Raw genomic sequence first — 26,643 nt, forward strand, 5'->3', positions numbered from 1 at the left:
AACAATTATATTTTAGGGGAAAAACTATTATCTTCGTCACTTGCAAAACTAACAAAATATAATGGCTAGAAACATAAAAAAATATTTGTCTATTGGTGTAAAAGGAATGGCTATGGGTGCAGCAGATGTTGTGCCAGGAGTTTCTGGTGGTACTATTGCTTTTATTACAGGAATATATGACGAATTATTAAGTACTATAGATAATTTAAACTTTGGAATCTTAAAAACTTGGAAAAAAGAAGGTTTTAAAAAAATGTTTATCACCTATAATTTGGGCTTTTTAGTAAGTTTATTTTTAGGTGTTTTTGTAAGTATTGTTTCTTTAGCAAAATTAATTTCTTATTTATTAGAAAACCATCCTATTTTAGTTTGGTCGTTTTTCTTTGGGTTGGTTTTGGCAAGCATTATTTATGTGGGTAAACAAATAGAAAAATGGAATATTTTGGCTTTTGTTGCTATTCTTTTAGGCGCAGCAGTGGCCTATTATATTACTATAGCCTCGCCTTCTGTAGCACCAGATGAATGGTATTATTATTTGTTTTCTGGTGCAATTGCCATTATTGCAATGATTTTGCCTGGTATTTCAGGTTCGTTTATATTGGTTTTGTTGGGTTCATATAGTATTGTTTTAGGAGCATTAACCAATTTTGTAGAGGCTTTATTGGCAGGAAATTGGGAGTTGGTAAAAACAAATTTTGTAAAAGTATTTACCTTTATTTTAGGATGTATAATTGGTTTAAAACTATTTTCTAAGGTTTTAAAATGGATGTTTGCCAATAAAAAAAACCTAACCTTAGCTGTTTTAACTGGTTTTATGATTGGTTCTTTAAATAAAATTTGGCCTTGGAAACAGGTGTTAACAACAAGAGTAGATAGGCATGGAGTAGAAGTACCACTTTTAGAAAACAGTATTTCTCCTTTTTCTTTTGATGGTGACCCAAAATTAGTTCTAGCGATTGTTTTAGCTGTATTTGGTTTTGGTCTTATATTACTTATGGAAAAATTGGCAGTCAAGAATAAATAATGCAAAAAGAAAGAAACTTTTTAGAAAAGTTATTCCTTTTTTTAAAAGGGTTGGCAATGGGTGCTGCAAATAAAGTGCCTGGCGTTTCTGGAGGTACAGTTTCTTTTGTTTTTGGTTTTTATGAAGAATTAATTTATTCGTTTAAAAAGATAAATCTTGTAGCGCTTAAATTATTAGTAAGTGGCAAGTTTAAAAGCTTTTATAACTATATAAATGGCTCATTTTTATTATTAATAATGGGCGGTAGTGTATTTAGTTATTTTAGCATCTCTTTAGTTTTAGATTATTTTTTAAAAAACTACCAACTTTATGTTTGGAGTTGGTTTTTTGGAATGATTATAGGTTCTATTTACTACATAAGTAAAGATTTTGGTACATGGAATACTAAGAACATTATTTCTTTATTAATAGGTGCTATTATAGGAATTGCCATTAGTTTTTTAAAGCCTGCAGGCGAAAACGATAATCTCTGGTTTGTTTTTATTTGTGGTATTATTGGTGTTTCTGGTATGACTTTACCAGGACTTTCAGGTTCTTTTATTTTAATTTTAATGGGCAATTACGTCTTACTTTTGGTAGACTCTGTAAATGAGCTACTCTTTGTAGTAAGTAATTTGTTGGTTGGTAATTTTGATGTGTTAAATGATCCTGAAAGAATTAGATATTTAAAAATAATTAGCGTGTTTACTGCTGGTTCTCTTTTTGGTTTGGTATCTATTAGCCATGTATTAAGCTATGTTTTAAAACGTTATTATAGCATTGTAAATGCAGTTATAATTGGTTTTATTACAGGTTCTTTAGGTATTGTTTGGCCCTGGAAAAAAACAATATATCTTACCAATAATGGTGATTTTGTAATCGGGAAAAATGGCAACAAAATTGTAGAAAATTACAAACGATTTATTCCAGATTTTGCGAATACAGAAACCTGGTTTGCTGTTTTTTATATAATACTAGGAATAGCTTTAATTTTAATTATAGATTTTTATGGAAGAAAGAAAAAATAAAACATTTGGCTTATTAGGTAAAAATATTTCTTACTCATTTTCTAGAGGATATTTTACTAATAAATTTAAAGAATTAAACTTAGAAGGGCATTCTTATAAAAATTTCGATTTACAAAACATTGCAGAGTTACCACAAGCCATTAAAAAAGAAGCATTATTGTCTGGTATGAATGTTACCATTCCGTATAAAGAAGCGGTAATGCCATTTTTAGATGAATTGGATGAAACTGCTGCAGAAATTGGTGCTGTAAATACAATTAAGTTTACTAAAGATGGTAAATTAAAAGGATATAATACAGATGTTGTTGGATTTGAAAACTCTTTAAAACCATTTTTAAAAGAACATCATAAATATGCTTTAATTTTAGGAACAGGTGGCGCCTCTAAGGCAGTAGCGTATGCGTTTAAAAAGAATAACATTCAGTTTAAATTTGTGTCTAGAAATCCCAAAAATAGGAGTCAAATTTCTTACGAAGAGTTAACAGAAGCAGTTATTCAAAAATATAATGTTATAGTAAATTCTACGCCAATTGGTACTTTTCCAGATGTAGATTTATGTCCAAATATACCTTATCAGTATTTAACGGATAAACATTTGTTGTTCGATTTAATTTATAATCCAGAAGTAACCTCTTTTTTAGCTAAAGGATTGGAAAAAGGAGCAGCTGTAAAAAATGGTTATCAAATGCTAGAGTTGCAGGCAGAGGAATCTTGGCGCATTTGGAATGAATCCAAATAATTTAAAAAAAATAAGCCTTTTTGTTAATTTTATAAGATGTGCGTATCTTTATAGAAATAATATCAGGAAGATATTAAAGGAACTTAAACATTGTAGATATGTTAGATATAAAGGATGAGAATGTAGAAAAGTCGTTGAAAAACTCAATTAAAAATGAAGCGGCCACAAAAGGTGATAATTTAAAAGCAGAGGTTAGCGCAAAACAATTAGAGGACGAAACTGAGGCTGCTGTTAATGAAATGGAAAATTCTGTTGCAGAAGAGGCGGAGACAGAAAAACAAGAAGAAGAAAAGACTGTAGATTATACATCTTTTAGTTTAGAAGAGTTGGTAGCAACTTTAAAAAGTGCGCTTGAAACAAACCCTGCGCATAAGATTAAAAATCAGGTAGAAAGTATTAAAAGTACTTTTAATGTTAAGTTTGGAAGTCTTTTGGCAGAAAAAAAGACAGCCTTTTTAGAAGTGGGAGGAGACTCTATAGACTTTAAATTTTCTAGTCCTATTAAAACGGAATACAATACACTTTTATCCACTTATAAAAAACAAAGAGATACCCATTATAAAGCACTAGAAAATCAGTTAAAAGAAAATCTAGAAAAACGTTTAAAAGTTATTGAGGATCTCAAAATTCTTATCGTAGAAGCAAATGCAGATACAATGTACAAAGAGTTTAAACAGATTCAAGAAAATTGGCGTGCTATTGGGCCAGTTTCTAAAACTAGATATAATGATACTTGGAAAACCTACCATCATCATGTAGAACGTTTTTACGATCTTTTAAATATTAGAAATGATTTTAGAGATTTAGACTTTAAAAATAATTTAGAAGAAAAACTTAAAATTATTGCCAAAGCAGAGGCTTTAATAGAAAGTAAAGATATTAATGTTGCTTTTAAAGAGTTGCAAGAATTACACAGAACTTGGAAAGAAGATATTGGTCCTGTTGCAAGTGAAGTAAGAGAAGATATTTGGAAAAAATTTAGTGCGGCAACTAAAAAAATACATGATAAGCGTCACGAGTTTTATCGTGAAATGAAATCTAAATATCAAGAAATTATAAATAAAAAGTTGGTAATTATTGAAAGTATTGCTGCTTATGAAACTTCAGGTAATAAAACGCATAAAGATTGGCAAAATAGTATAAAGGATATTGAAAGCTTGCGCCAAGATTATTTTAATGCAGGTAAATTGCCATATGCCAAGAGTGAAGAAGTTTGGCAAAAATTTAAAGAGGCTACCAAGAAATTTAACAATGCGAAAAATACTTTTTACAAGGAAGAGAAAAGTAATCAACAGAAAAACTTACAGCAAAAACTAGCGTTAATAGAAGTAGCAGAATCTTTAAAGGATAGTGAAGATTGGGAGGTTGCCACCAATACTTTGAAAAAAATACAGAACGATTGGAAAAAGATAGGTCATGTACCTAGAAAATTTTCAGATGACATTTGGAAGAAATTTAAAGGTGCCTGTAACCATTATTTTGATAGGCTAAATAAGCAAAAAACAACAGTAAATGCGGAACAACAGGCTGTTGTAGATGCAAAAAAAGCATTTTTAGAAACATTAAAGGAAACTAAAAATCATACAAAAGAAAGTGTTTTAGAGGCTATAGAAAGTTGGAAAAAAATAGGAGGACTGCCACACAATGTAAGGCATTTAGAAGGCAAGTTTAATAAGCAGATAGATAGATTGTTAGAAAGTTTGTCTTTAGATAAGCAAGAAGTGTCTATGTTAAAGTTTACAAATGTGGTAGATGGTTTAATGGCTAATAATGATGCTAGAAAATTAGATTCTGAACAGTTATTTGTAAGAAAAAAAATAGATGAAGTTGTTAAAGAAATACAACAATTAGAAAACAATTTAGGATTCTTTTCTAACGCTAAAGACAATAACCCTTTAGTGCTAAATGTTAAGAAACAAGTAGCAGATTTTAAAGTAGATTTAAGTACTTGGAAAGAGAAATTAAAATATCTAAAAAGTTTAGATTATTAAATTAGATATATCGTAAAATCTCACTAAATAAAAAAACTCGAAACATAAGTTTCGAGTTTTTTTTAAATTTATTTTAAAAAAGGATTAAGAAAAAAGCTTGTCCATTTTTACTTTTTCTTCTTCAGCTAAAGCAGCATCTACTAAAATACGACCACTATGTTCATCTATAGTAATTTTTTTTCTATTTGCTATCTCTAATTGCACCTGAGGTGGAATAGTAAAGTAAGAACCACCAGAAGCACCTCTTTCTATAGCTACTACCGCTAAACCGTTTTTAACTTTGGTTCTAATTCTTGTATAAGCCGAAAATAAGTGCTCATCTAAAGATTTTGCAAACTCTTCAGATTTTTCAGCTAAAAGCTTTTCTTCTTTTTGTGTTTCGCTTAAAATTGCATCTAATTCTGCTTTTTTATGCCCTAAATGTTGTTCTTGCTTTGCTAATTTTTCTTTAGTAGCATCTATAACTTCATTTTTTTGAGCAATTTTAGCTTTGTACTCGTTAATTCTTTTTTCAGCTAATTGAATTTCTAAATCTTGGTATTCAATTTCTTTAGATAAAGAGTCAAATTCTCTGTTATTTCTAACATTTTTTTGTTGCTCTTCATATTTGCTCATCAAAGCTTTAGAGTTTTCTATTGCTTGTTTTTTATTATTAATTTCTGTTTCTAAGTTAGCAGCATCTTCTCCTAAGTTAGAAATTCTTGTATTTAAACCAGCAACTTCATCTTCTAAGTCTTCTACTTCTAAAGGAAGTTCTCCTCTAACGTTTCTAATTTCGTCAATTCTAGAGTCTATTAACTGTAAGTCATACAATGCTCTTAATTTTTGCTCAACCGAAATTTCTTTCTTTTTTGCCATGTTTAAATGTAATATATAGGATTTGTACTTTTTTCTGATAAAATGATTGCAAAATTACTAAATTTTTTTGTAAGATAATCAACTAAAAGGTTTTTTGTAAACTGTTCACTTTCATAATGGCCAATATCTGCTAAAAGGATGCTGTTTTCTGCCTTAAAAAACTCATGATATTTAAAATCTGCACTTACATAAGCGTCTGCACCAGCTCTTTTTGCATTATCAATAGCAAAACTACCAGAACCACCCAAAACGGCTACTTTTTTTATTTTTTTATTGATAAGATTAGAGTGACGCACACAATTGGTTTGCATTGTTTTTTTTAGAAATAACAAAAAATCTTTTTCTTCCATTTCTTCTGGGAGTTCTCCAATCATTCCCATTCCAATATTTTGATATACATTTTCTGTAGTAATCAATTCGTAAGCCACTTCTTCATAAACGTTATCATTTTTTAAAGCTTTTAAAACAGCGTGTTCGTATCTGCTTTCAAAAGTTACCGAAATTCTTGTTTCCTCTTCTGTATGAATTTTCCCTTTTTCGCCTTTCTTAGGATTAGCGTTTTTATTGCCTCTATAGGTGCTACTTCCATTTACAGTAAAAGCACAATTATCATAATTACCTAAACTTCCTGCGCCAGCATTAAATAACTTTTGTTTTAAATTATCTGCATTATCTAAAGGAGTACAAGTGGTTAGTTGCTTAATAATTCCTTTTTTAGGAATTAAAATACGATTATTTTTCAATCCTAAAACTGCACACATTTTTGCAGAAACACCGTTTAAAGAGTTGTCTAATGCTGTGTGCGTTGCGTAAATAGCAATATCATTTTTAATAGCTTTTAACACTACGCGTTCTACATAAGAATTTCCATTTAGTTTTTTTAATCCGCCAAAAATTATAGGATGAAAACTAACAATTAAATTGCAGTTGTTAGTAATAGCTTCATCTACTGTTTCTTCTAAAGTGTCTAAGGTTACTAAAACTCCATTAATTTTGCTGTTATAATTGCCCACCAACAGGCCAACATTATCAAAGTCTTCGGCATAACTAAGTGGTGCTAATTCCTCTATGTAATTTGTAATATCTTTTACAACCATAATTAAAAAATCTATTAAAAACCAAAGTTAACATTTTCCATGTATCATTTCATAAAATTGACTTATTTTCGTGTCAATGAAAATATTTCGTTTTTTATTATTCCCATTTGCAATTCTTTACGATGCAGTTACTCGCATTCGTAATTTCTTTTTCGATATTGGTGTGTTTAAAGAAACTACTTTTAATATTCCTGTTATTGTAGTGGGTAATTTAAGTGTTGGTGGTACAGGTAAAACGCCTCAAATAGAATACTTAATTCGCTTATTAAAAGACAATTATAAGGTTGGTGTTTTAAGTAGAGGTTATAAAAGAAAAACAAAGGGTTTTGTTTTATTAAATAGTACGCATACTGCAGCAGAAGTAGGAGATGAGCCTTTGCAATATTTTAAAAAGTTTTCTAATATTGCTTTAGCAGTAAATGCAAATAGAGTAGAGGGCATATTTAAACTTTGTAATTTAAAAAATCCTGATGTTATTTTGTTAGATGATGCTTATCAGCATAGAAAAGTTAAAGGTAGTTTTTATGTACTTTTAACAAAGTATAACGATTTGTTTATAGATGATTTTTTATTGCCAACAGGAAATCTTAGAGAAAGTAAAAAAGGTGCAAATAGAAGCAACGCTATTTTGGTTACAAAATGCCCAAAAAATATTACTGCAGAAGAGCAAAGGGTAATAAAAAACAAATTAAGTAAGTATAATAAGCCTGTTTTTTTTACAACTATTAAGTATGCTGAAACCACTTTAGGTAGCCAACAAATTCAAACAGAAAAAATAAAGGATTTTTCAGTTTTATTAATAACGGGTATAGCACATACAGAACCGTTAACCAACTATTTATTAGATTTAAAGGTTAATTTTGAGCATTTAAAATTTTCAGATCATCATCATTTTTCAGAGGAGGAAATTGATAAAATTCAAAAGAAATTTGATAAAATACAGGCAGAAAAAAAGATGATTTTAACCACAGAAAAAGATTATGTAAGATTAATCAATATCTTAGATGATTTATCATATTTGGCGATAGAAACAAGTTTTTTAAATGAGCAATCTAAAACATTTAGTAATTTGATTAATTTGCATTTAAATGGAAATAACTAACTTTGGTATTGTATTTGTTGTTTTATAAAGAAACCTTCTTATGAAAAAATTATTTTTTACTTATCTTTTAATGCTAGTTACAGTAGTAAATTTTGCACAAGAAGAAGCGGGTGCGGAAACTTTTAAAGATGGATATGTGCACAATGCAATTCTTGAAAATGAGGCGCCATATTTAAATTGGGAAGAGAGTTTCAAAAAAGCTCTTAAGAAATCTAAAAAACAAAATAAACCTGTTTTAATTTATTTTACGGGGTCAGATTGGTGTGGACCATGTAAGATTTTGGATAAAAAGTTATTTCATACAGAGAAATTTAAAAATTTAGCAGATAAAAAATTAATTTTATTAGAAGTAGACAATCCGCAGAATAAAGATTTGGTTCCTGCAAAAAAAATGGAAGAGAATTATGATTTAATAAGAAAGTATGGCGTAAAATCTTACCCTACTTTGGTGTTTGTAAATCACAAAGGAAAAATGATTGGCCATAAGAAAGGTCTCATTCTTCCAGAATATTACTATCCTTTTTTAGAATCTGTTATAGAAAATTACTAGAGTTGTTAACTTAACTAAATAGACTGTTTAATCTGCCCTGTTGCATAGCTTAAAAGCATATTCATATCACTTTAATTGCAAATAAATGTGATCACATTCTGTCTTATAGCTTTATAGCATTAAACTTTAGATTGTAATCTTTTTTCTAACTGGGGTTCTATAAAAAGTTTTCAGTTATTTCAATAATAATATTATAGTTTTTACTAGTAATAGGCTTCTTAATTTTCAATATAGAACCAAAAAAAAGCCGAAGTACATAAACTACTTCGACTTTTAAATCTTTTAAAGATTCTAAAAAAAATTACTTTTGGTTTATAACTCTAAAAGTAGTTCTTCTGTTTGCTCTATGTTGCGCTTCTGTACAAGAAACACCATCTGCACATCTATTAGTTAATTTAGATTCTCCCATTCCGTTACCAGTTAATTGGCTAGGGTTAACACCTTTAGAAATTAAGTAGTTAGTAACTGCTTGTGCTCTTCTTTCAGATAATTCTTGGTTATTTGCTTTAGAACCTCTAGAATCTGTATGAGATTCAATTGCTACTGCTACACCGTCTTTTAGGATAGGTAATAAACGAGCATCAATAATTCTTTTTGCACCAGAAGTTAAAGTAGCACTTCCTAGATTCCAGTTAATTGGTAATGGAGTGTTGTTTACTAATTCACATTCAACTTCTTTCCAAGTAGTTAATCCGCCTTTGTTTACTAAAACTTCTTTAGTAACCGTTTTATACTTTGCAGGTACAGTAACCTCTTCTTTATATGCGTCTTTGACTAAAACTATTTTCTTAATAGTTGAATAAACAGCAGGAACATCAATAGTTTTTGTTGTTGGTCCTTTAACCATTACTCTTTTAGTATACGTTTTATTGTAACCCTGTACTGGAGTACTTACTGTAGAAGCATCTGAATTTAAAGTTGTTTGGTTAACTGTTACAAATTTTGCAGGAATTGGCTTAAAACACCAGTATCTACAGTCGTTAGGATCGCTAGACTCACAATCAGGAGCTTTTTCACTCATTTCCCAAACAGCAGAGGCTGCCTTAGTTTCTATAACTTGAGCATCTGATCCGAAGGTTGCTTTTACAACGCTTAGTTTGTTAGCATCTTCTTTACCAACATAAGTCATAGTTTTAGTTTCCCATACACTTGGTACAATTACTAATTTTTGATCTGCTTCTTTAATTAATACTCTTTCAGTTACGGTTTCAAAAGTTGCAGGATATGTTACAATTTTCTTGTATGCAGGTGCAATTTCTATTGTTACATCCTCATTTTTCCATACTTCAGGAGTTTTACAACGTACGTAACATTTTCCTGGTTCTGGGTTTGTTGGCAAATCTTGCCCGAAAGTTACTGCGCCAAATGCTAAAAAGAAGGCTCCTAGTAAAATTTTTTTCATAATTGTTATAGTTTTAGATTTATATACACTTTTAAGACACAAATAAATTCTAAAAGTCACAATAATGTGAAAAATGTGAAGACCTGTTAAAGAAAAGTTAACTGTATTTTTAAATTTTATTATAAAATAGGCTTTTTATAATACCATCAGAGAGTCCTATCTTTGGAACGAATATTTTTCTGGCGCCACTCCATTTCATTGCAGATAAATAAATTTTAGTAGCCGGTATAATTACATCTGCTCTATCTGGGTTTAAACTCAACTCAGATATACGCTCATTATAAGACATTTGTTTTAAAAATTGGTACTGCGCACTCAAATAAATATAAGAAATAGGTTTACCATCTGTTCTGCCAGACATTTTAAAAAGTTTATTTATATTTCCTCCAGAACCAATTAGTGCAATCTTTTTAAAATCTTTGGTGTTTTTTTTAATCCATTTTTCTACGCCTGCAAAAATTTCTTTGTTTACAGATTTTTTATTGTTTAATAAACGTACTGTACCCATTTTAAAAGACTTAGAAGTAATTATTTTACCTTTAGAAAAAATGGTAAACTCTGTGCTACCTCCACCAACATCTACATACAAATAGGTATTATTACCATCTATTAAGGAACTTAAATCTGTAGAAGATATAATTGCAGCTTCTTCTTTACCTCCAATAATATCTACATTAACACCTGTTTTTTCAGCAATTTGTGCTACTACTTGTTTACCATTTACAGCCTCTCTCATTGCAGAGGTAGCGCAGGCTTTAAAACGCTCTACATTATGCACTTTCATTAAAAGTTTAAAAGCTTGCATGGCGTTTATTATCCTAGTAATATTGGCATCGGTTATAATACCATCTTTAGAAAATGCATCTGCACCTAATCTTATTGGAACTCTAACCAAAGAAGATTTTTTAAATTGAGGTTCTTTATCTTCAGAAACAATTACGTTAGATACTAATAATCTAATTGCATTAGAACCAATATCTATGGCTCCATATTTTTTTATTTCTAACAAAATATTTTATTTATGGTTTTTAGGAAATTCAATTAAAATTGTTGTTCCTTTTCTAATATTTTTCCAATGTTTTTCTTTGAATTGAATACCGATAACTCCACAAGTAGCTACATGAGAAATTGGCGTACTACCAAATTTATTTACAAAAGAGTTGATACCATGATCGTGGCTAAAAATAATAGCCGAGTTAAAACCATCATCTAAGGCTTTTACTGTTTTTACTAAATAACCATCGCTAAAACTGTACAATTGTTTTTTAATTTGAAGATTGGCTAACGGAAAGTCTAAATTATCGCAGAAAATTAAACCAGTATGCAAAGCTCTATTTGCACTACTGGAAACAAAAACATCTGGCCTATCTATAGTTTTAGATAGATGTTTAGACATTAAATGTGCATCTTTTATACCTCTTTTTTTTAAGGGTCTATCTATATCTGATATACCAGAATATTCCCAAGAAGATTTTGCGTGCCTTACTATGTAAATTGTTTTCATTAATTTTTATAGTTGATACGGTAAATATAAAAATTATGGTGCTAATCTTTCTAATTTCCAAGAAAAATCTTCTTGTAGAGAATATCTAATTCTATCATGAAGTCTGTTTGGTCTGCCTTGCCAGAATTCTATAGAAATTGGTTTTACCAGATAGCCACCCCAATGTTTTGGTCTTGGTATTTCTTTATTTTCGTATTTTTTCTCTAAAGCTAATAAATTGTCTTCAAGTGCTTTTCTTGAAGAAACCACTGTACTTTGGTTAGAAGCCCAAGCGCCTAATTTGCTTCCATCTGGTCTCGATTCAAAATATCCATCAGATAAATTTTCTGCTAATTTTTCTGCTTTTCCTTTAATAATAATTTGTTGTTCTAAAGCAGGCCAAAAAAAAGACAAACAAATGTTATTGTTTTCTGCTATTGCTTTTCCTTTTTCGGAAGTGTAGTTTGTGTAAAAAATAAAACCTTCGTAAGTAAACTTTTTTAATAATACTACTCTATTTTTTGGAAAACCATCTTTACCTATCGTGCTAATATTCATTGCATTGGTTTCTTCTACAGTTTCAGATTCATCTGCATTTCTAAACCATCTTTGAAACAATTCCATTGGATTTTCTGGACAAGTACTTTCTAAAAGTTCTTGCTTTTCGTAAGATTTTCTATAATTACTTAAGTCTTTTGCCATTATTATTTATTAAATATATATCGTATTCCTACAGTATTTCTTAAACCATTTTCAAAATCATCTAAATGGTAAGCACTCTCTAAAACTAGCGCCAAATTTTTATTGTTTTGTACAGGGAATATTTCTAATTGCACTGGCAAATAGACGCTCTGTAAGTCTGCTCCTGTAAACGGAAAAAAAGAGACTCCTAAACCTGTATTAAAGTTATAGTTGCTTTTGTTTACAAATTTGTAAAGTAAGCTGAGTTCTGTATTAAAATCAATGCCTAAATTATCGTTTATTCTTAGTTCTGTTTGTAGTTTATTATTAAAGGCGTAACTAATACCTATTTCTTTATCAAAATAACCTGTTGCTTTAAATTGGGCATTGCTATAATAGGTTATAAAAAGTAGCAATATTAAGGTGTTTTTTTTCATTAAGTTGATTTTTTAAACAAAGATAACCCCAAAAAAGTTAAAAACCCATTAAGCGCTAACACAAAAAACCCAAAATCAAAATTAAAAAAATACAAACTATAATGACTTATAATAAAGGTTAAAATAGGTGCTGTTAAACAAATTACAGGTACCATTTTATCTTTGACCTTTAGCTTGGTAAACAAACCAAAACTATAGAGGCCTAAAAGTGGACCATAAGTATAACCTGCCGCTTTAAATATATTGGCAATTACGCTTTCATCTGCAATAAAATATTTAAATATTAGAATGGTAATAATTAAGACAATTGAAAATAGAACATGTACTTTTTTTCTGATTGTTTCTTTTTCATCTGATGTCTTATCCTTTTTATCTAATTCTAAAATGTCTATACTGTAAGATGTTGTTAAAGAGGTTAAGGCAGAATCTGCACTAGAATAGGCAGCAGCAATTAAACCTAGTAAAAAGAACAGCGCAGTAGCCAAACCAAGTTTTCCACTTGTAGCAATTATAGGGAAAAGTTCATCCTTATTAGCATTTATACCATTGGTTTGGGCATAATCTGTTAATAAAACTCCTAATGCTAAAAAGAAAAAATTTACAATTACTAACACAATTGTAAACCAAAACATGTTTTTTTGTGCATCTTTTAAGTTTCTACAAGTTAAGTTTTTTTGCATCATGTCTTGATCTAAACCTGTCATAACAACTGCAATTAATGCGCCGGATAAAAATTGTTTCCAGAAATAATTTCCAGCATTTATGTCTTCAAAAAAGAAAGTTTTAGAGAGTTTGTTATCGGAAATATAGGTAAATAAATTATTTATTTCCATTTCACTAGAAATGGTATAAATACATACACCAACTGCAATTAGCATAAATAAGGTTTGCAAAGTGTCTGTCCAAACAATAGTTTTAATACCTCCTTTAAAAGTATACAGCCAAATTAATAAAATGGTTATAGAAACAGTTACCCAAAATGGAATTCCATAAGCATCAAACAAAATTACTTGCAATACATTTGCCACTAAAAAAAGACGAAATGCAGCACCAATAGTTCTAGAAAGTAAAAAGAAACTAGCACCTGTTTTGTAAGCATACTTGCCAAATCTATCTTCTAAATAGGTATAAATTGATGTTAAATTGAGTTTGTAGTAGAGTGGAAGTAGCACCAAACCAATAACAGTATACCCAACAACATAGCCTAAAACCATTTGAAAATAACTCATGTTTTGTGCTTCTACCCAACCAGGTACAGAAATAAAAGTTACTCCAGAAAGTGATGCGCCAATCATGCCAAAGGCTACTAAATACCAAGGAGAAGAGTTATTTGCTTTAAAAAAGGTTTTGTTATCTGCAGATTTTCCTGTGATATAAGAGATGAATATCAGTACAGAAAAATAACCTACAATTAATAATATAATATGAAGTGGTTGCATTTTTTAAATCCTATTTAGTAAATACGAAGATATACTTTTTTAATTTTTTTAATTGATGGATTATGTAATTGATAATTCGTAATTTTACAATATGGATTTTTCTTCTAAATTATTAGAAAATGCGGTGAATGAAGTGAGTCGTTTGCCAGGAATAGGCAAACGAACAGCCTTGCGTTTAGTATTGCATTTATTAAAACAGCCTACAGACCACACCAAATATTTATCTGAAGCTTTATTACAGGTAAGAAATGATGTAAAAACTTGTAAAAAATGCCATAATATTTCAGATACTATTTTATGTGCTATTTGCCAAAACCCAAAAAGAAATCCAGAAATTGTTTGCGTTGTAGAAGACATTAGAGACGTAATGGCTATAGAAAGTACTGCACAATTTAAAGGTTTGTACCATGTTTTAGGAGGTAAAATTTCTCCTATTGAAGGGATTGGACCTCAAAATTTACAAATAGACTCTTTAATAAATAAAGTAGAAAGTGGCGAGGTAAAAGAATTGATATTTGCTTTAAGTTCTACTATGGAAGGAGATACCACCAACTTTTATATTTATAAACAAATAGAAAAATTTGACATTACGACTTCTACCATTGCACGCGGAATTGCTGTTGGTGATGAATTGGAATATGCAGATGAAGTTACTTTAGGAAGAAGTATTGTGAATAGGATACCTTTTGAGCAGAGTATTAGGGGGTGAAATTTAGTTGAAAGTATTCAGTAATAGTTAGCAGTAATCAACTGAGACTTGAAAGCTGTCACTGTAAACTACTTTTCTTGCAAAACCTCTTTCTCAGCCTTATCCCAAGATTTTTTTTCTCTTAGCTTTTTGTAGAGTTTAGTGGCTAACATTAATAAAATACCAAAGAGTAAAATACCTACAACACCCCAAACCCAGCTTATTGCATTTTGCACAGACACCAAAAAGACCACTGCAAATAGTATTATTGTGGGAATTTCATTAATTATTCTTAGTTTAAAAGCAGTGTACGGAATGATATCTTTTTGCAGTTTCTTGTACAGATTATGGCAAAAACCATGATAAAAATAAAGTGCAAGTACAAAAGATAGTTTAACCAACATCCATGGTTCTTGCAAATATTCAGGAAAATGATAAAAGGTCCAAAAACCAAAAATGAATGTTAATACAGCAGATGGCCAAGTAATAATATACCACAGGCGTTTAGACATTAATTTATATTGGGTTTGCAAAATAGATTTTGCTGGCTCTAATTTTTTTTCTGCTTCTGTTTGGTAAATAAACAAACGCGGAATATAAAATAAGCCAGCAAACCATGTTACCACAAAAATAATATGCAATGCTTTAATGTAATAAACACTCATTTTTTAATTTTTGTTTAAAAGTTTAAAAGTTTAAAAGTTTAAAAGTTTATTAGTTTGAAGTAATTATTTTTAATTTCAACCATCAACTAAAAACTAACAACCAACAACTATTCCGTTTCTATCCAATTTACTAGAACATCTACCCAATCATCATTATCATTTATACATGGTATTGCATAAAAAGCGTCTCCCCCAGCTTCTAAAAATTCTTCTTTACCTTCCATGGCAATTTCTTCTAACGTTTCTAAACAATCAGAAACAAAAGCAGGTGTAACAACAGCTAGTTTTTTAACACCTTCTTTTGGATATTTTTCTAACATTTTATCTGTATATGGTTGCAACCAAGGGTCACCAGCTAAACGAGATTGGAAGGAAACAAAATATTCTTCTGGTGTTAAATTTAAGTATTCTGCCACTTGCTTTGTGGTTTCATAACATTGGTGTTTGTAACAAAATTCATGCGCAGGTGAATTGGTTTTACAACACTCCCAGTTTTTACTATCATTAGGTTTGCAATGCGATTTTGTAATGTCAGACTTTCTTACATGTCTTTCTGGAATTCCGTGATAAGAAAATAAAATTTTATCCCATTCTTTGCCTTCTAAAGTTCGCTTAATGCTGTCTCCTAGTACTTTAATATAGTCTTTTCTATCATAAAAAGCAGGAATATGATTAAACTTCATGTGAGAGAAAAATTCTTGTCTTATTTCTTCTGCCAATACTAAAATGGTGTCTGTAGTTGCCATAGCATGCTGCGGGTACAGAGGTATAATCAACACGTCTGTTACTCCTTTATCATGCAGTTCTTGTAAACCAGCTTTAATAGAAGGGTTTCTATAACGCATAGCTAAAGCTACAGGTATTTCTGTCTTTTCCTGAACTTTATCTAACAATCTTTCAGATAAAACAATTAAAGGAGAACCTTCATCCCACCAAATTTTCTTGTAGGCTTTTGCAGATTTTTTTGGCCTGGTATTTAAAATAATACCTCTAACTAAAATAGTTCTTAACCATTTTGGAGCGTCTATAACACGCTCATCCATTAAAAATTCATCCAAATATTTTCTAACATCTTTTGTGCTTGTGCTATCTGGCGATCCTAAATTTACTAATAATACTCCTTTCATTTAAAAAAGTTTCAAGGTTTTAATGTTTCAAAGTTGAAACACTAAAAATGTTATATTTTTTATTTTTTTCACTACTCACTACTCACTACTCACTAATAACTGATTTGTAACTTCATATAAAGTAATTGCTAAACTGTGTATTACATTCATACTAGAATTTCTGCCATACATTGGTATTGCAATAGTTTGGTCTAACAAAGCAGGGTTAGCGATTCCGTTTCTTTCACTCCCCAAAAGTAAAACGATTTTTTCATAATTTTTAAAATTAAAATTCTGAATATCGATGCTTTTATCAGTAATTTCTATGCCTATAATTGTATTGCCTTTATTTTTTAATTGTTGTATTAATTGGCTAAAATCAGCATAAAAATTATGTTTAATTTGATTAATAGTGTTTCTAGCGGTGTTTACAACTTTTCTATTTTCTAAAGAAGGCGAATTTTCATGAAAATAAATTTCATGTACTCCAAAACTTTCGGCAATTCTAAAACACATTCCAATATTTTCTGGAGTTCTTATTGCGTCGCAAACAATTGTTATGGGAAATTGCTTTTGTTTATTTACGATATCGTAGTGAGTTAATTGCTTCAATTTTTGAATTTAAATTTTACCTTACAAAGTTAAATAGTTCATATAGATTTGTAACTAAAAAATTATAAATAAACTACCCAATGCTTTGCATATATTTTTTTGGTGTTGTACCAAATTTCTTTTTAAAGGCAGCAATAAAATGACTAGCAGTGCTGTAACCCACCTGCAAACCTACTTCATTTACGTTATGTTGATTGCTTTCTAGCAGTTTTCTGGCGTGCTCCATTTTATAGTCTAACAAAAAACTAAAAACGGTATCGCCATAAATTTGTTTAAAACCCTCTTTTAATTTTTTTAAATTTAAACCAATTTCGTTTGCTAGTTCTTGCAAAGTAGGTGGTTCTGCCATTCTCGAAATTATAATTTCTTTGGCTTTTCTTATTTTCAATACGTTTTCTTCATCAATTAAAAACGGACAAAATTCTGCGTTTGTATCTTCTTCTTTTTGAAAATGAAGGCTTAACAATTCATAAATTTTGCCTTTTACATATAATTCTCTTAAAGAACTATTACTACTTGAATTTATAATTTGTTGTAAAACAATAGAAATGGTAGGCTTTATTTCTTGGTCATCATAAAATTTATGATTGCTGTTTTCATCACTTAAAAAAGGAATATAACCAGATTCCCTTGAAAACAATGAATGAAATTTTTCAATAGAAATTAGTAAAGAAACTAAGGTTGTTTTGGGTTGAATTTCTAAATTTATGGGTAAAATTCGTTGTGGGTTGTATAATAAAATAGACCTATTATCCAACACATCAAAAGTGTATGCACTTTGATTGAATAAAAATTTAGAATTACCTCTCAAACAAAAGTGCATTTGTATAAAGGTATTGTCTATTTCTCTTTCAAAAGTAACAGATTTATTGCTTTCATTCTGAAAATGAAGTACATAAAAACCTTTTTCTAATGTTATTTCATCAAAAGTACTTTTACCGACATTTTTTAGCATAAAAAAGCGTTTATATTAATTTTAGTTTATTTAGAACCATTCTATATTGTAAAGATGTAAAACCTTATAAACACTACAAAAATAAAGGTTTTTGTAGTGTTAATTGTTAAAAATTTATAAAAATACTGCAAACGTTATTAAAAATACTTTTAGCGACATTTTTATCTTATTGAAGTTTTTATTTTTGTGCCATCTTATAGGGTATATGAAAGCATTAGGGCAAGAGCATTTTTACAATATTGGAGTTAGTTACAAAAAAGCAGACGCAGAAACTCGTGGTATGTTTTCTGTATCTAAGGAAAACCAGATTGCGCTGTTAAAGGCGGCAAGTCATAAAGGTGTTTCAGGTGCTTTAGTAATTTCTACATGCAATAGAACAGAGATATTTGGATTTGCAAATAGACCTTGTTTGCTAATAGAATTGTTATGTGACTTTTCTGAAGGAACTACAAAAGAATTTTCAGATTTCTCTCACGTTTATGAAGGGCAACAAGCTATTAGCCATATGTACAGAATAGGTACAGGTTTAGACTCTCAAATTTTAGGAGATTATGAAATTGTTGGTCAACTAAGGCAATCTTTTAAGTTGTCGCAAAAATTCAAAACTACAAATGCGTATTCAGAAAGATTAGTTAACAGTGTTTTACAAGCAAGTAAAAAAGTTAAAAACCAGACTAAATTAAGTTCTGGTACAACTTCTGTTTCTTATGCTGCTGTGCAATACATTATTAAAAATGTGCCCAATTACAATACTAAAAATATTTTAGTGTATGGTTTGGGTAAAATGGGTAAACATACTTGTAAAAACCTTGCAGAGTATACAAGTAATAAAACAGTTTGCTTAATTAATAGAACAGAAGAAAAAACTATAAAGTTTGTTAAAGAGCATAGTTCTATAAGAAAAGCTGTTATAGAAAATTTAAATGAGGAAATTGCTAATACAGACGTTTTAATAGTTTCTACGGGTGCAGATAAACCTACAATTACCAAAAGTAATCTCTCCAAAGATAAAGAATTATTAATTCTAGATTTATCTATGCCAGAAAATGTTTCACACGATGTTTTAGAATTGGATAACATTTCTTTAGTAAATGTAGATGAACTTTCTAAGATTACTGATGAAACATTAGCAGTTCGTTTAGCAGAAGTGCCGGCAGCAGAAAAAATTATAGCTACACATAAATTAGAATTTAATGATTGGTTAAACCATAGAAGGTTTACACCTGCAATTACTGCTTTAAAAAATTCGTTAGAAACTATTAAGAATGATGAAATTAACTTTCAAAAAAAGAAAATTTCTAATTTCGATGAAAATCAAGCAGAAATCTTAACTTCTCGCTTAATTCAAAAGATTACCACACAATTTGTAAAACATCTAAAAAGTGAAGATACTTCTGTACCAGAAAGTATAGATGTTATTCAGAAAGTATTTCAATCCTAACCAAACCACATGCAAAAAGTAATTAGAATAGGAACTCGTGAAAGTGAATTGGCACTTTGGCAAGCGAATAAAGTACGTAAAGAATTATTAGAATTAGGTTATGAGGCAACCTTGGTGCCTATAAAGTCTTTGGGTGATATTGTTTTAGATAAACCCTTGTATGAGTTGGGTGTTACTGGTGTTTTTACAAAAAGTTTAGATGTTGCCATGCTAAATGGTGATATTGATATTGCAGTACATTCTCTAAAAGATGTACCAACAGCTTTACCAGAAGGTATGGTACAAGCCGCAGTTTTAAAAAGAGCGAATTATAACGATATTCTTGTATTAAAAGATACAGAAGAATTTTTTGGGCACCCAGAAGGTTTAATTGCAACAGGTAGTTTGCGTAGAAAAGCAATGTGGTTAAATCGTTATCCAACACATAAAGTAGAAGATTTAAGAGGAAACGTAAATACGCGTTTGCAAAAATTAGAAGATAGCGAAACTTGGAATGGTGCTGTTTTTGCAGCAGCAGGTTTAGAAAGAATTGGTAAAAGACCAGCAGGAGCAGTTAGTTTACCATGGATGATTCCTGCACCTGCGCAAGGTGCAATTATGATTACTGCCATGGAAATAGATACTTTTTCTTTAGATGCATGTGAGCAATTAAATCATCACGAAACAAAAGTTTGTGTAGGTGTAGAAAGAGAGTTTTTACGCTTGTTAGAAGGAGGTTGTTCTGCCCCAATAGGCGCTTTAGCTTATGTAGATGAAAAAACACAAGAAATAAATTTTAAAGGTGTTTTATTAAAAAAAGACGGTTCTAAAAAAATCACGGTTACTAAAACTGCCAAATTAGGTAAACATCAGTTGTTGGCTAAAGATTGTGCAGATTATATTATAAATAGAGGTGGTAAAGAGTTAATGCTAGAAGATTTAGAAGGTGTTTCTCTAGTTAAAAATAAAGTGTATTCTACTAAGAAATTATCTGAACTTCAAAAGAAAGAATTACCAAGTAGTATTGGATTAGAAGATAGTGATTTTATTAAAATTCGGTTTAATAGATTGTCACCAAAGGTTATGAAAAAAGAGCACGAAAATGTTTTAATTACTAGCCAAAATGGAGTTGAGGCCGTTTTAAATTCATTTACCAAAGATGAAATTAAGTTCAAAAATATTTTTTGTGTAGGTAGAAGAACCAAAAAATTAATTGAAAATAGAATAGGTAAGGTAACCAAAGTAGCTAAAAATGCTACAAAATTGGCAGCATATATTTCCGAAGAAACAGATATTAAAAAAGTTTCTTATTTCTGTAGTAATATAAGATTAGATGTTTTACCATCAACATTAAAAAATAAAGGAGTTGCTGTAAATGAAATTGAGGCTTATAAAACAATGTTAAGTCCAGAGAAGTTAGCAGACGATGTTAAAGGCGTTTTATTTTACAGTCCGTCTGGAATTACAAGCTATTTGGAAAAAAACACCACAGATAAAACTGCCTTTTGTATAGGAGAAACAACAGCTGTTGAGGCAAGAAAACATTTTGAAAATGTAGTTGTTGCTAATATGCCAAGTGTAGAGTCACTTTTAGAATTGGTTAAGAATCATTTTTCAGAAGAATAAGATGTTTAGAACAAGAAGACTTAGAAAACACGAAGGAATTAGAAGATTGGTTAAAGAAACCAAACTCTCTGTAGACGATTTTGTGTATCCTCTTTTTATTGAAGAAGGCGAAAATATAGAAACAGAAATTGTTTCTATGCCTGGTATAAAGCGTTTTTCTTTAGATAGAATTTCTAAAGAATTAGATGAGGTTGTTGCCTTAAATATTCCTTCAGTTTTGTTATTTGGTATTCCATCTAACAAAGATGATGAAGGTACAGAAACTTGGAACGACAATGGAATTATGCAACAAGCCATTCGTTTTATTAAAAAGAATTACCCAAGTTTATATGTAATTACAGACGTTTGTTTTTGTGAATATACTTCTCATGGGCACTGTGGAATTATTCATGACAATGATGTGAATAATGATGCTACTTTAGTAAATATTGCAAAACAAGTAATTTCTCATGCAAATGCAGGGGTAGATATGGTTGCACCATCTGGAATGATGGATGGCACTATAGATATGATTCGCCAATCTTTAGATAATACAGGTTTTGTAAATTTACCAATAATGGCGTATTCTGTAAAATATGCATCTGCATTTTATGGACCTTTTAGAGACGCTGCAGATTCTGCTCCAACTTTTGGAGATAGAAGAACCTATCAAATGGATCCTTCAAACAGAGACGAAGGAATGCGTGAAGCAACTTTTGACGATCAAGAAGGCGCAGATATTTTAATGGTTAAGCCAGCCTTATCTTATTTAGATATTATTAGAGATTTAAAAAATAATTTTGACAGACCAATTGCATGTTATAATGTAAGTGGCGAATATGCAATGGTAAAAGCCGCCGCAGAAAAAGGTTGGATTGATGGCGAACGCGTAATGATGGAAAGCTTGTTGTCTATGAAAAGAGCAGGAGCAGACATTATTATTACCTATTTTGCGAAAGAAGCAGCGAGATTGCTGTTGAAACGTTAAACTGTGTAATTGTTGAACTGTCACCCTGAGCGCAGTCGAAAGGTCTCAATTACACAATTACACAAATAAACAATTACACAAGAAAGATGTTTAAAAAATCACAAAAACTATACAATAAAGGACTAAAAAACCTTGTTGGAGCAGTAAATTCTCCTGTAAGAGCATTTTCATCAGTGGGAGGAAATCCTTTGTTTATTAAAAAAGCAAAAGGTTCTAAAATTATTGATGTTGATGGAAACGAATATGTAGATTTGGTAGTTTCTTATGGCCCAATGATTCTAGGGCACAGACATAAGAAAGTAGAAAAAGCAGCCAAAAAAGCTTTAAAAAACGGCTATTCTTTTGGAGCATCTACAGAGGCAGAAATCAAATTAGCAAAAATAGTTTGTGATGCTTTTCCAGAAATGGATAAAGTACGTTTTGTAAACTCTGGTACAGAGGCTGTTTTAAGCGGAATTCGTTTGGCAAGAGCGTTTACAGGAAAAGATAAAATTATTAAATTTTCGGGTTGTTACCATGGGCATCAAGATGCGTTATTGGTTGCAGCAGGTTCTGGCTTGGCAACTTTAAGCTTACCAGGTTCTAAAGGCGTGCCAGAAGGAGCAGTAAAAAACACGTTAATTGCAGAATACAATAACTTAGAAAGTGTAAAAAAACACTTTGAAGAACATGATGATATTGCAGGCGTAATTATTGAACCAATTGGTGGTAATATGGGCGTTGTAATTCCGCAAAACGGATTTTTAAAAGAGTTAAAAACTTATTTAGAATCTAAAGGTGCCTTATTAATTGCAGACGAGGTAATGACAGGTTTTAGGTCTACTTTTGGTGGTGCTCAAGAAAAATTAGGCGTGGTTGCAGATATTACCTGTTTAGGTAAAGTAATTGGTGGTGGTTTTCCTGTTGGTGCTTATGGTGCAAGAAACGAAATTATGGAAAACGTTGCCCCTTTAGGCGGAATGTATCAAGCAGGAACGTTGTCTGGGAATCCAATTGCTATGGCAGGAGGTATTTCTACCTTATCAGAATTAAAAAGACAAAATCCGTATGATAAGTTTGAGGAAATCGGATCGATTATAGAAGTAATTTTATTAGAAACTGCTAAAAAATACAATGTAGATTTAGTGGTAAACCGTTTTGGCTCTATGATGAATCCTTTCTTTACCAAAAGTAAGGTTACTAATTTTGCAGAAGCACAAACCTCAGATACAGAAAAATTTGGTGTTTTCTTTTGGGAAATGATAAAAAATGGTGTGTTTTTACCACCAAGTCAGTTTGAAGCTTGGTTTTTAAATTCTGCTATTTCAGATAAAGATATTAAAGTAATTGCAAAGGCTGTAGATAAAGCGATGGCCAAAGTAGCAAATAGTTAAAAGTTAAAAAGTAATAAAGTTGGAAAGTAACTTTTAAAACTTGAAACTTTCAAACTTTTAAACTAATAAATTATGATAAAAAACGATTTATTTTTAAGAGCATTAAAAGGAGAAACAGTAGAACGTCCTCCAGTTTGGATGATGCGTCAAGCAGGAAGATATCTGCCAGAATTTCAAGAAATAAAAAAGAAATACGATTTTTTTACACGTTGTCAAACTCCAGAATTAGCATCAGAAATTACAGTACAACCAATTCGAAGATATGGTATGGATGCTGCAATTTTGTTTTCAGATATTTTGGTAATTCCACAAGCTATGAATATCGATGTGGAAATGAAACCTAATTTTGGTCCGTATTTGCCAAATCCTGTAAGAACCCAAAAAGATGTAGATAATGTAATTGTTCCCAATATTCAGGAGACATTAGGTTACGTTATGGAAGCGATTAAGGCAACCAAAGAAAAACTAAATGACGAAATTCCGTTAATTGGTTTTGCAGGTTCTCCTTGGACAATTTTGTGTTACTGTGTGCAAGGGCAAGGCTCTAAAAACTTTGATAAGGCAAAGAAATTTTGTTTTACAAACCCTATTGCTGCACATCAATTATTGCAAAAAATTACAGACACAACAATAGCGTATTTAAAAGAAAAAGTAAAAGCAGGCGTAAATGCTGTACAAGTTTTTGATTCTTGGGGAGGTATGCTGTCGCCAAAAGATTATCAAGAATTCTCATGGCAATATATTCAACAAATAATTAATGCCTTAAAGGAAGAAACTCCAGTAATTGCTTTTGGTAAAGGCTGTTGGTTTGCCTTGCAAGAAATGTCTAAATCGGGTGCGTCTGCTTTGGGTGTAGATTGGACTATTACAGCAAGAAATGCACGTTATTTAACCGGCGGAAAAATGACTTTGCAAGGTAATTTTGATCCTACACGTTTGTATTCGTCACCATCAGAAATTAAAAGAATGGTAACACAAATGATAAACGAGTTTGGTAAAGATAAATACATTGTAAATTTAGGACACGGTATTTTGCCAGACATTCCTTTAGACAATGCCAAAGCATTTATAGACGCAGTTAAAGAGTATAAAATGCCATCTTAATCTTTCCAAAGGAAAGAAATGCTTGTTGGTGCTTATACTGTAAAAAATCACTTTACAGGGTTTTCAAAACTTTGTAAGTATAAAATAAATTACAATATTTTGGGCGTTCCCTAAAAAGGTCGCGCTTTCCATTATATCTTTTTGCCGAAAAAGGCAAAAAGGATGCCATTTCAATCGCTAACGCAGACAAAGGATAATGATTAAAGACATACTTTCAGGAATTAGAACCTATTTTGGTGCTTTTAGTTTAATATCTAAACTAAAACTCTGGAAGTATTTTGCAATTCCAATGTTAATTAGTTTTGTTACAGCCTTGGTAATTGGAGCTGTGGCCTATAACTTATCAAATCCTATGGGTAATTTTTTAGCTAAAATCTGGATTTGGGATTGGGGCAAAGAAACCTTTACAACAATATCTGCATTTATTGGTGGTTTTGTGGTTTTGGTACTTGGTTTAATTCTATACAAACACATAATTTTAGCGTTATCTGCACCATTTATGAGTCCTGTTTCAGAAAAAATAGAAAGGTATATTAATGGAAGTTTATCACATCAACACAGAAAAACCACATTCCAAGAGCAATTAATTAGAGCAATAAGAATTAATGGTAGAAATTTAACAAAAGAACTACTAGTAACCATTCCTATTTTACTTTTAAAATTAGTGCCCATAGTAAGTATATTTTCTACAATATTATTGTTTTTAGTACAAGCGTATTATGCAGGTTTTGGTAATATGGATTATACTTTAGAACGTCATTTAAAATACAGAGAAAGTATACATTTTGTAAGTAAAAATAAAGGATTTGCAATTGGTAATGGAACTGTTTTTTTACTATTCTTATTAATACCAGTAATTGGGGTTATTTTTGTTTTACCACTATCTGTAACTTCAGCAACTGTAAATACAATTAAGGCATTAAATAAACAGAAAGCATTTTAAAGAATATTTCGTCTAAGGTTTTTGTTTTGATTTTTCCTTTTTAGAATATTCAAATACAATTATTTTAATAAGTAGAAAGGTAGCTTTTATATTAAATAACACTAACAATAAAGTTAATAAATATGCAGAAAGGTAAAGTTAGTTTTAAAAAGGAATTTTACAATTATATAGAAAATTTACAAGACACCATAACTTCTAAATTAGAGCAATTAGATGGTAAAGCAAAGTTTAAAGAAGACCTTTGGCAAAGAGAAGAAGGTGGTGGAGGTAGAACACGAGTTATAGAAAATGGCGCTATTTTTGAAAAAGGAGGCGTAAATATTTCTAAAGTTTTTGGCGAATTACCAGAAGCTTTGCGCAAACAATTTGGTGTAAAAGAAGGAAACTTTTTTGCATGCGGATTAAGTTTAGTTTTGCATCCTACAAACCCTTTTGTACCAACAGTACATGCAAATTGGCGCTATTTTGAAATGTACGATACAGAAGGAAATATTGTAACGCAATGGTTTGGTGGTGGCCAAGATTTAACGCCTTATTATTTATTTGATGAAGATGCAACACACTTTCACCAAGTTTGTAAAACAGCTTGTGACAAGCATAACAAAGATTTTTACCCTAAATTTAAAGAAACTTGCGATACCTATTTCTGGAATACCCATAGAAATGAAGCAAGAGGAATTGGCGGTTTGTTTTTCGATTATTTAAAAGAAACCGATGAGTTTTTAATTGAAGATCGTTATAATTTTGTTACCGAAATTGGAGATAGTTTTTTAAATTCTTACACACCAATAGTAGAAAAAAGAAAAGCTTTAACTTACAAAACAGCACATAAAGATTGGCAAGAGGTAAGAAGAGGGCGTTATGTAGAATTCAATTTAGTGCATGATAGAGGTACTTTATTTGGTTTAAAAACAAATGGTAGGATAGAAAGTATTTTAATGAGTTTACCACCAATTGTGCAGTGGAAATATAACCATCAACCAGAAAAAGATACAGAAGAAGCACGTTTACTAGAGGTTTTGGCAAAGCCTAAAAATTGGGTGTAATTGATTAGTGTTGCATAACATTTTTAGTTGATTAAAGTAATTGTAAACAATATCGCTTTACACTAAGTTTTTTTAGCTAATATTAAAATCAAAATTAGTAACGCTAACCTTTCAATTTAATTGAGAATAGATTGTTTAAAGCATGGTCTTAAACTTTTATTCTATCTGCATTGAACAAACGAAACTATTTAATTCTAGTTATATGGTTTTATCAACTCCTTTTTAGCATTTGTATTAGTTAAATTTAAAAGTATTTAATCTTAATTGTACTCAAAAAGATTAAAATTGAATTACTTTAAGATAGTCTCTTTTTGATGCGCTTAATTTT

At 30.4% G+C, this 26,643-nt stretch carries 26 protein-coding genes; 14 read left to right on the forward strand and 12 right to left on the reverse strand.

Annotated elements, in window-relative coordinates; translation table 11 throughout:
- Window positions 1–61: 61 nt before the first annotated feature.
- The 4 genes from Q0684_RS02260 to Q0684_RS02275 all read left to right on the forward strand — a co-directional run bounded on the left by Q0684_RS02260 (window position 62) and on the right by Q0684_RS02275 (window position 4,761).
- Window positions 62–1,024, forward strand: coding sequence for a DUF368 domain-containing protein (locus tag Q0684_RS02260; protein WP_299012404.1), 963 nt, complete (start codon window positions 62–64; stop codon window positions 1,022–1,024).
- Window positions 1,024–2,031 (forward strand): DUF368 domain-containing protein, encoded by a 1,008-nt coding sequence (locus Q0684_RS02265; RefSeq protein ID WP_299012405.1) that lies wholly within the window; start codon window positions 1,024–1,026, stop codon window positions 2,029–2,031. Before Q0684_RS02260 ends, Q0684_RS02265 begins: the two co-directional genes overlap by 1 nt.
- Complete coding sequence (locus Q0684_RS02270) at window positions 2,012–2,770, forward strand: shikimate dehydrogenase (protein WP_299012406.1); 759 nt, start codon at window positions 2,012–2,014, stop codon at window positions 2,768–2,770. Before Q0684_RS02265 ends, Q0684_RS02270 begins: the two co-directional genes overlap by 20 nt.
- A 98-nt stretch (window positions 2,771–2,868) precedes the next feature.
- A complete protein-coding gene (locus Q0684_RS02275) occupies window positions 2,869–4,761 on the forward strand; it encodes a DUF349 domain-containing protein (protein ID WP_299012407.1) in 1,893 nt (630 codons plus the stop codon).
- 84 nt (window positions 4,762–4,845) lie between these two features.
- Here Q0684_RS02275 and Q0684_RS02280 read toward each other — a convergent pair whose 3' ends face one another.
- On the reverse strand, window positions 4,846–5,619 hold the full coding sequence (locus Q0684_RS02280; RefSeq protein WP_299012408.1) for a hypothetical protein: 774 nt from the start codon (window positions 5,617–5,619) through the stop codon (window positions 4,846–4,848).
- A 2-nt stretch (window positions 5,620–5,621) separates the two neighbouring features.
- Complete coding sequence (locus Q0684_RS02285) at window positions 5,622–6,716, reverse strand: Nif3-like dinuclear metal center hexameric protein (protein ID WP_299012409.1); 1,095 nt, start codon at window positions 6,714–6,716, stop codon at window positions 5,622–5,624.
- 76 nt (window positions 6,717–6,792) lie between these two features.
- On the opposite strand from Q0684_RS02285, the gene lpxK reads away from it, so the two are divergent.
- A complete protein-coding gene (gene lpxK / locus Q0684_RS02290; protein ID WP_299012410.1) occupies window positions 6,793–7,818 on the forward strand; it encodes a tetraacyldisaccharide 4'-kinase in 1,026 nt (341 codons plus the stop codon).
- A gap of 40 nt (window positions 7,819–7,858) precedes the next feature.
- A complete protein-coding gene (locus Q0684_RS02295) occupies window positions 7,859–8,368 on the forward strand; it encodes a thioredoxin family protein (RefSeq protein WP_299012411.1) in 510 nt (169 codons plus the stop codon).
- Between the two features lie 301 nt (window positions 8,369–8,669).
- On the opposite strand, the gene Q0684_RS02300 is transcribed toward Q0684_RS02295, so the two are convergent.
- The 6 genes from Q0684_RS02300 to Q0684_RS02325 form a co-directional block, all read right to left on the reverse strand.
- A complete protein-coding gene (locus Q0684_RS02300) occupies window positions 8,670–9,770 on the reverse strand; it encodes an OmpA family protein (protein WP_299012412.1) in 1,101 nt (366 codons plus the stop codon).
- 109 nt (window positions 9,771–9,879) lie between these two features.
- Window positions 9,880–10,779, reverse strand: coding sequence for a rod shape-determining protein (locus tag Q0684_RS02305; protein ID WP_299012413.1), 900 nt, complete (start codon window positions 10,777–10,779; stop codon window positions 9,880–9,882).
- Between the two features lie 6 nt (window positions 10,780–10,785).
- Window positions 10,786–11,274 carry a histidine phosphatase family protein gene (locus Q0684_RS02310; RefSeq protein WP_299012414.1) on the reverse strand — a complete coding sequence of 163 codons (489 nt, stop codon included), beginning with the start codon at window positions 11,272–11,274 and terminating at the stop codon, window positions 10,786–10,788.
- A gap of 33 nt (window positions 11,275–11,307) precedes the next feature.
- A complete protein-coding gene (pdxH, locus tag Q0684_RS02315; RefSeq protein ID WP_299012415.1) occupies window positions 11,308–11,955 on the reverse strand; it encodes a pyridoxamine 5'-phosphate oxidase in 648 nt (215 codons plus the stop codon).
- Between the two features lie 2 nt (window positions 11,956–11,957).
- Window positions 11,958–12,371, reverse strand: coding sequence for a hypothetical protein (locus Q0684_RS02320; protein ID WP_299012416.1), 414 nt, complete (start codon window positions 12,369–12,371; stop codon window positions 11,958–11,960).
- Window positions 12,371–13,810 carry a sodium:solute symporter gene (locus Q0684_RS02325; RefSeq protein WP_299012417.1) on the reverse strand — a complete coding sequence of 480 codons (1,440 nt, stop codon included), beginning with the start codon at window positions 13,808–13,810 and terminating at the stop codon, window positions 12,371–12,373. The genes Q0684_RS02320 and Q0684_RS02325 overlap by 1 nt, the downstream gene beginning before the upstream one ends.
- Window positions 13,811–13,901: 91 nt before the next feature.
- Between Q0684_RS02325 and recR the strand changes: the two genes are divergently transcribed.
- Window positions 13,902–14,519, forward strand: a complete 618-nt coding sequence (recR, locus tag Q0684_RS02330; protein ID WP_299012418.1) for a recombination mediator RecR — start codon at window positions 13,902–13,904, stop codon at window positions 14,517–14,519.
- 68 nt (window positions 14,520–14,587) lie between these two features.
- Here recR and Q0684_RS02335 read toward each other — a convergent pair whose 3' ends face one another.
- From Q0684_RS02335 to Q0684_RS02350, 4 genes are all read right to left on the reverse strand, one after another.
- Entirely contained in the window at window positions 14,588–15,163 is a 576-nt protein-coding gene (locus Q0684_RS02335; RefSeq protein WP_299012419.1) for a CopD family protein, read from the reverse strand.
- A 107-nt stretch (window positions 15,164–15,270) separates the two neighbouring features.
- Window positions 15,271–16,290 carry a ferrochelatase gene (gene hemH, locus Q0684_RS02340; RefSeq protein WP_299012420.1) on the reverse strand — a complete coding sequence of 340 codons (1,020 nt, stop codon included), beginning with the start codon at window positions 16,288–16,290 and terminating at the stop codon, window positions 15,271–15,273.
- A gap of 78 nt (window positions 16,291–16,368) precedes the next feature.
- The gene (locus Q0684_RS02345; RefSeq protein WP_299012421.1) at window positions 16,369–16,881 is read right to left on the reverse strand and encodes a TrmH family RNA methyltransferase; all 513 of its coding nucleotides are present in this window, start codon (window positions 16,879–16,881) and stop codon (window positions 16,369–16,371) included.
- A 73-nt stretch (window positions 16,882–16,954) separates the two neighbouring features.
- Window positions 16,955–17,836: an AraC family transcriptional regulator gene (locus Q0684_RS02350; RefSeq protein WP_299012422.1), complete on the reverse strand. Its 882-nt coding sequence runs from the start codon at window positions 17,834–17,836 to the stop codon at window positions 16,955–16,957.
- 205 nt (window positions 17,837–18,041) lie between these two features.
- Between Q0684_RS02350 and hemA the strand changes: the two genes are divergently transcribed.
- The 7 genes from hemA to hemF all read left to right on the forward strand — a co-directional run bounded on the left by hemA (window position 18,042) and on the right by hemF (window position 26,315).
- Complete coding sequence (gene hemA / locus Q0684_RS02355) at window positions 18,042–19,277, forward strand: glutamyl-tRNA reductase (protein ID WP_299012423.1); 1,236 nt, start codon at window positions 18,042–18,044, stop codon at window positions 19,275–19,277.
- Between the two features lie 9 nt (window positions 19,278–19,286).
- Window positions 19,287–20,882, forward strand: a complete 1,596-nt coding sequence (gene hemC / locus Q0684_RS02360) for a hydroxymethylbilane synthase (protein WP_299012424.1) — start codon at window positions 19,287–19,289, stop codon at window positions 20,880–20,882.
- Between the two features lies 1 nt (window position 20,883).
- Window positions 20,884–21,849 (forward strand): porphobilinogen synthase, encoded by a 966-nt coding sequence (gene hemB / locus Q0684_RS02365; protein WP_299012425.1) that lies wholly within the window; start codon window positions 20,884–20,886, stop codon window positions 21,847–21,849.
- A gap of 86 nt (window positions 21,850–21,935) precedes the next feature.
- Window positions 21,936–23,222: a glutamate-1-semialdehyde 2,1-aminomutase gene (gene hemL / locus Q0684_RS02370; protein ID WP_299012426.1), complete on the forward strand. Its 1,287-nt coding sequence runs from the start codon at window positions 21,936–21,938 to the stop codon at window positions 23,220–23,222.
- A 72-nt stretch (window positions 23,223–23,294) separates the two neighbouring features.
- Window positions 23,295–24,326: a uroporphyrinogen decarboxylase gene (gene hemE / locus Q0684_RS02375; protein WP_299012427.1), complete on the forward strand. Its 1,032-nt coding sequence runs from the start codon at window positions 23,295–23,297 to the stop codon at window positions 24,324–24,326.
- Between the two features lie 196 nt (window positions 24,327–24,522).
- Window positions 24,523–25,269, forward strand: coding sequence for an EI24 domain-containing protein (locus tag Q0684_RS02380; protein ID WP_299012428.1), 747 nt, complete (start codon window positions 24,523–24,525; stop codon window positions 25,267–25,269).
- A gap of 122 nt (window positions 25,270–25,391) precedes the next feature.
- On the forward strand, window positions 25,392–26,315 hold the full coding sequence (hemF, locus tag Q0684_RS02385) for an oxygen-dependent coproporphyrinogen oxidase (protein WP_299012429.1): 924 nt from the start codon (window positions 25,392–25,394) through the stop codon (window positions 26,313–26,315).
- The last annotated feature ends 328 nt before the right edge of the window (window positions 26,316–26,643 follow it).

The sequence above is a fragment of the uncultured Polaribacter sp. genome, assembly GCF_947503875.1.
In the GTDB taxonomy this organism is placed as follows: domain Bacteria; phylum Bacteroidota; class Bacteroidia; order Flavobacteriales; family Flavobacteriaceae; genus Polaribacter.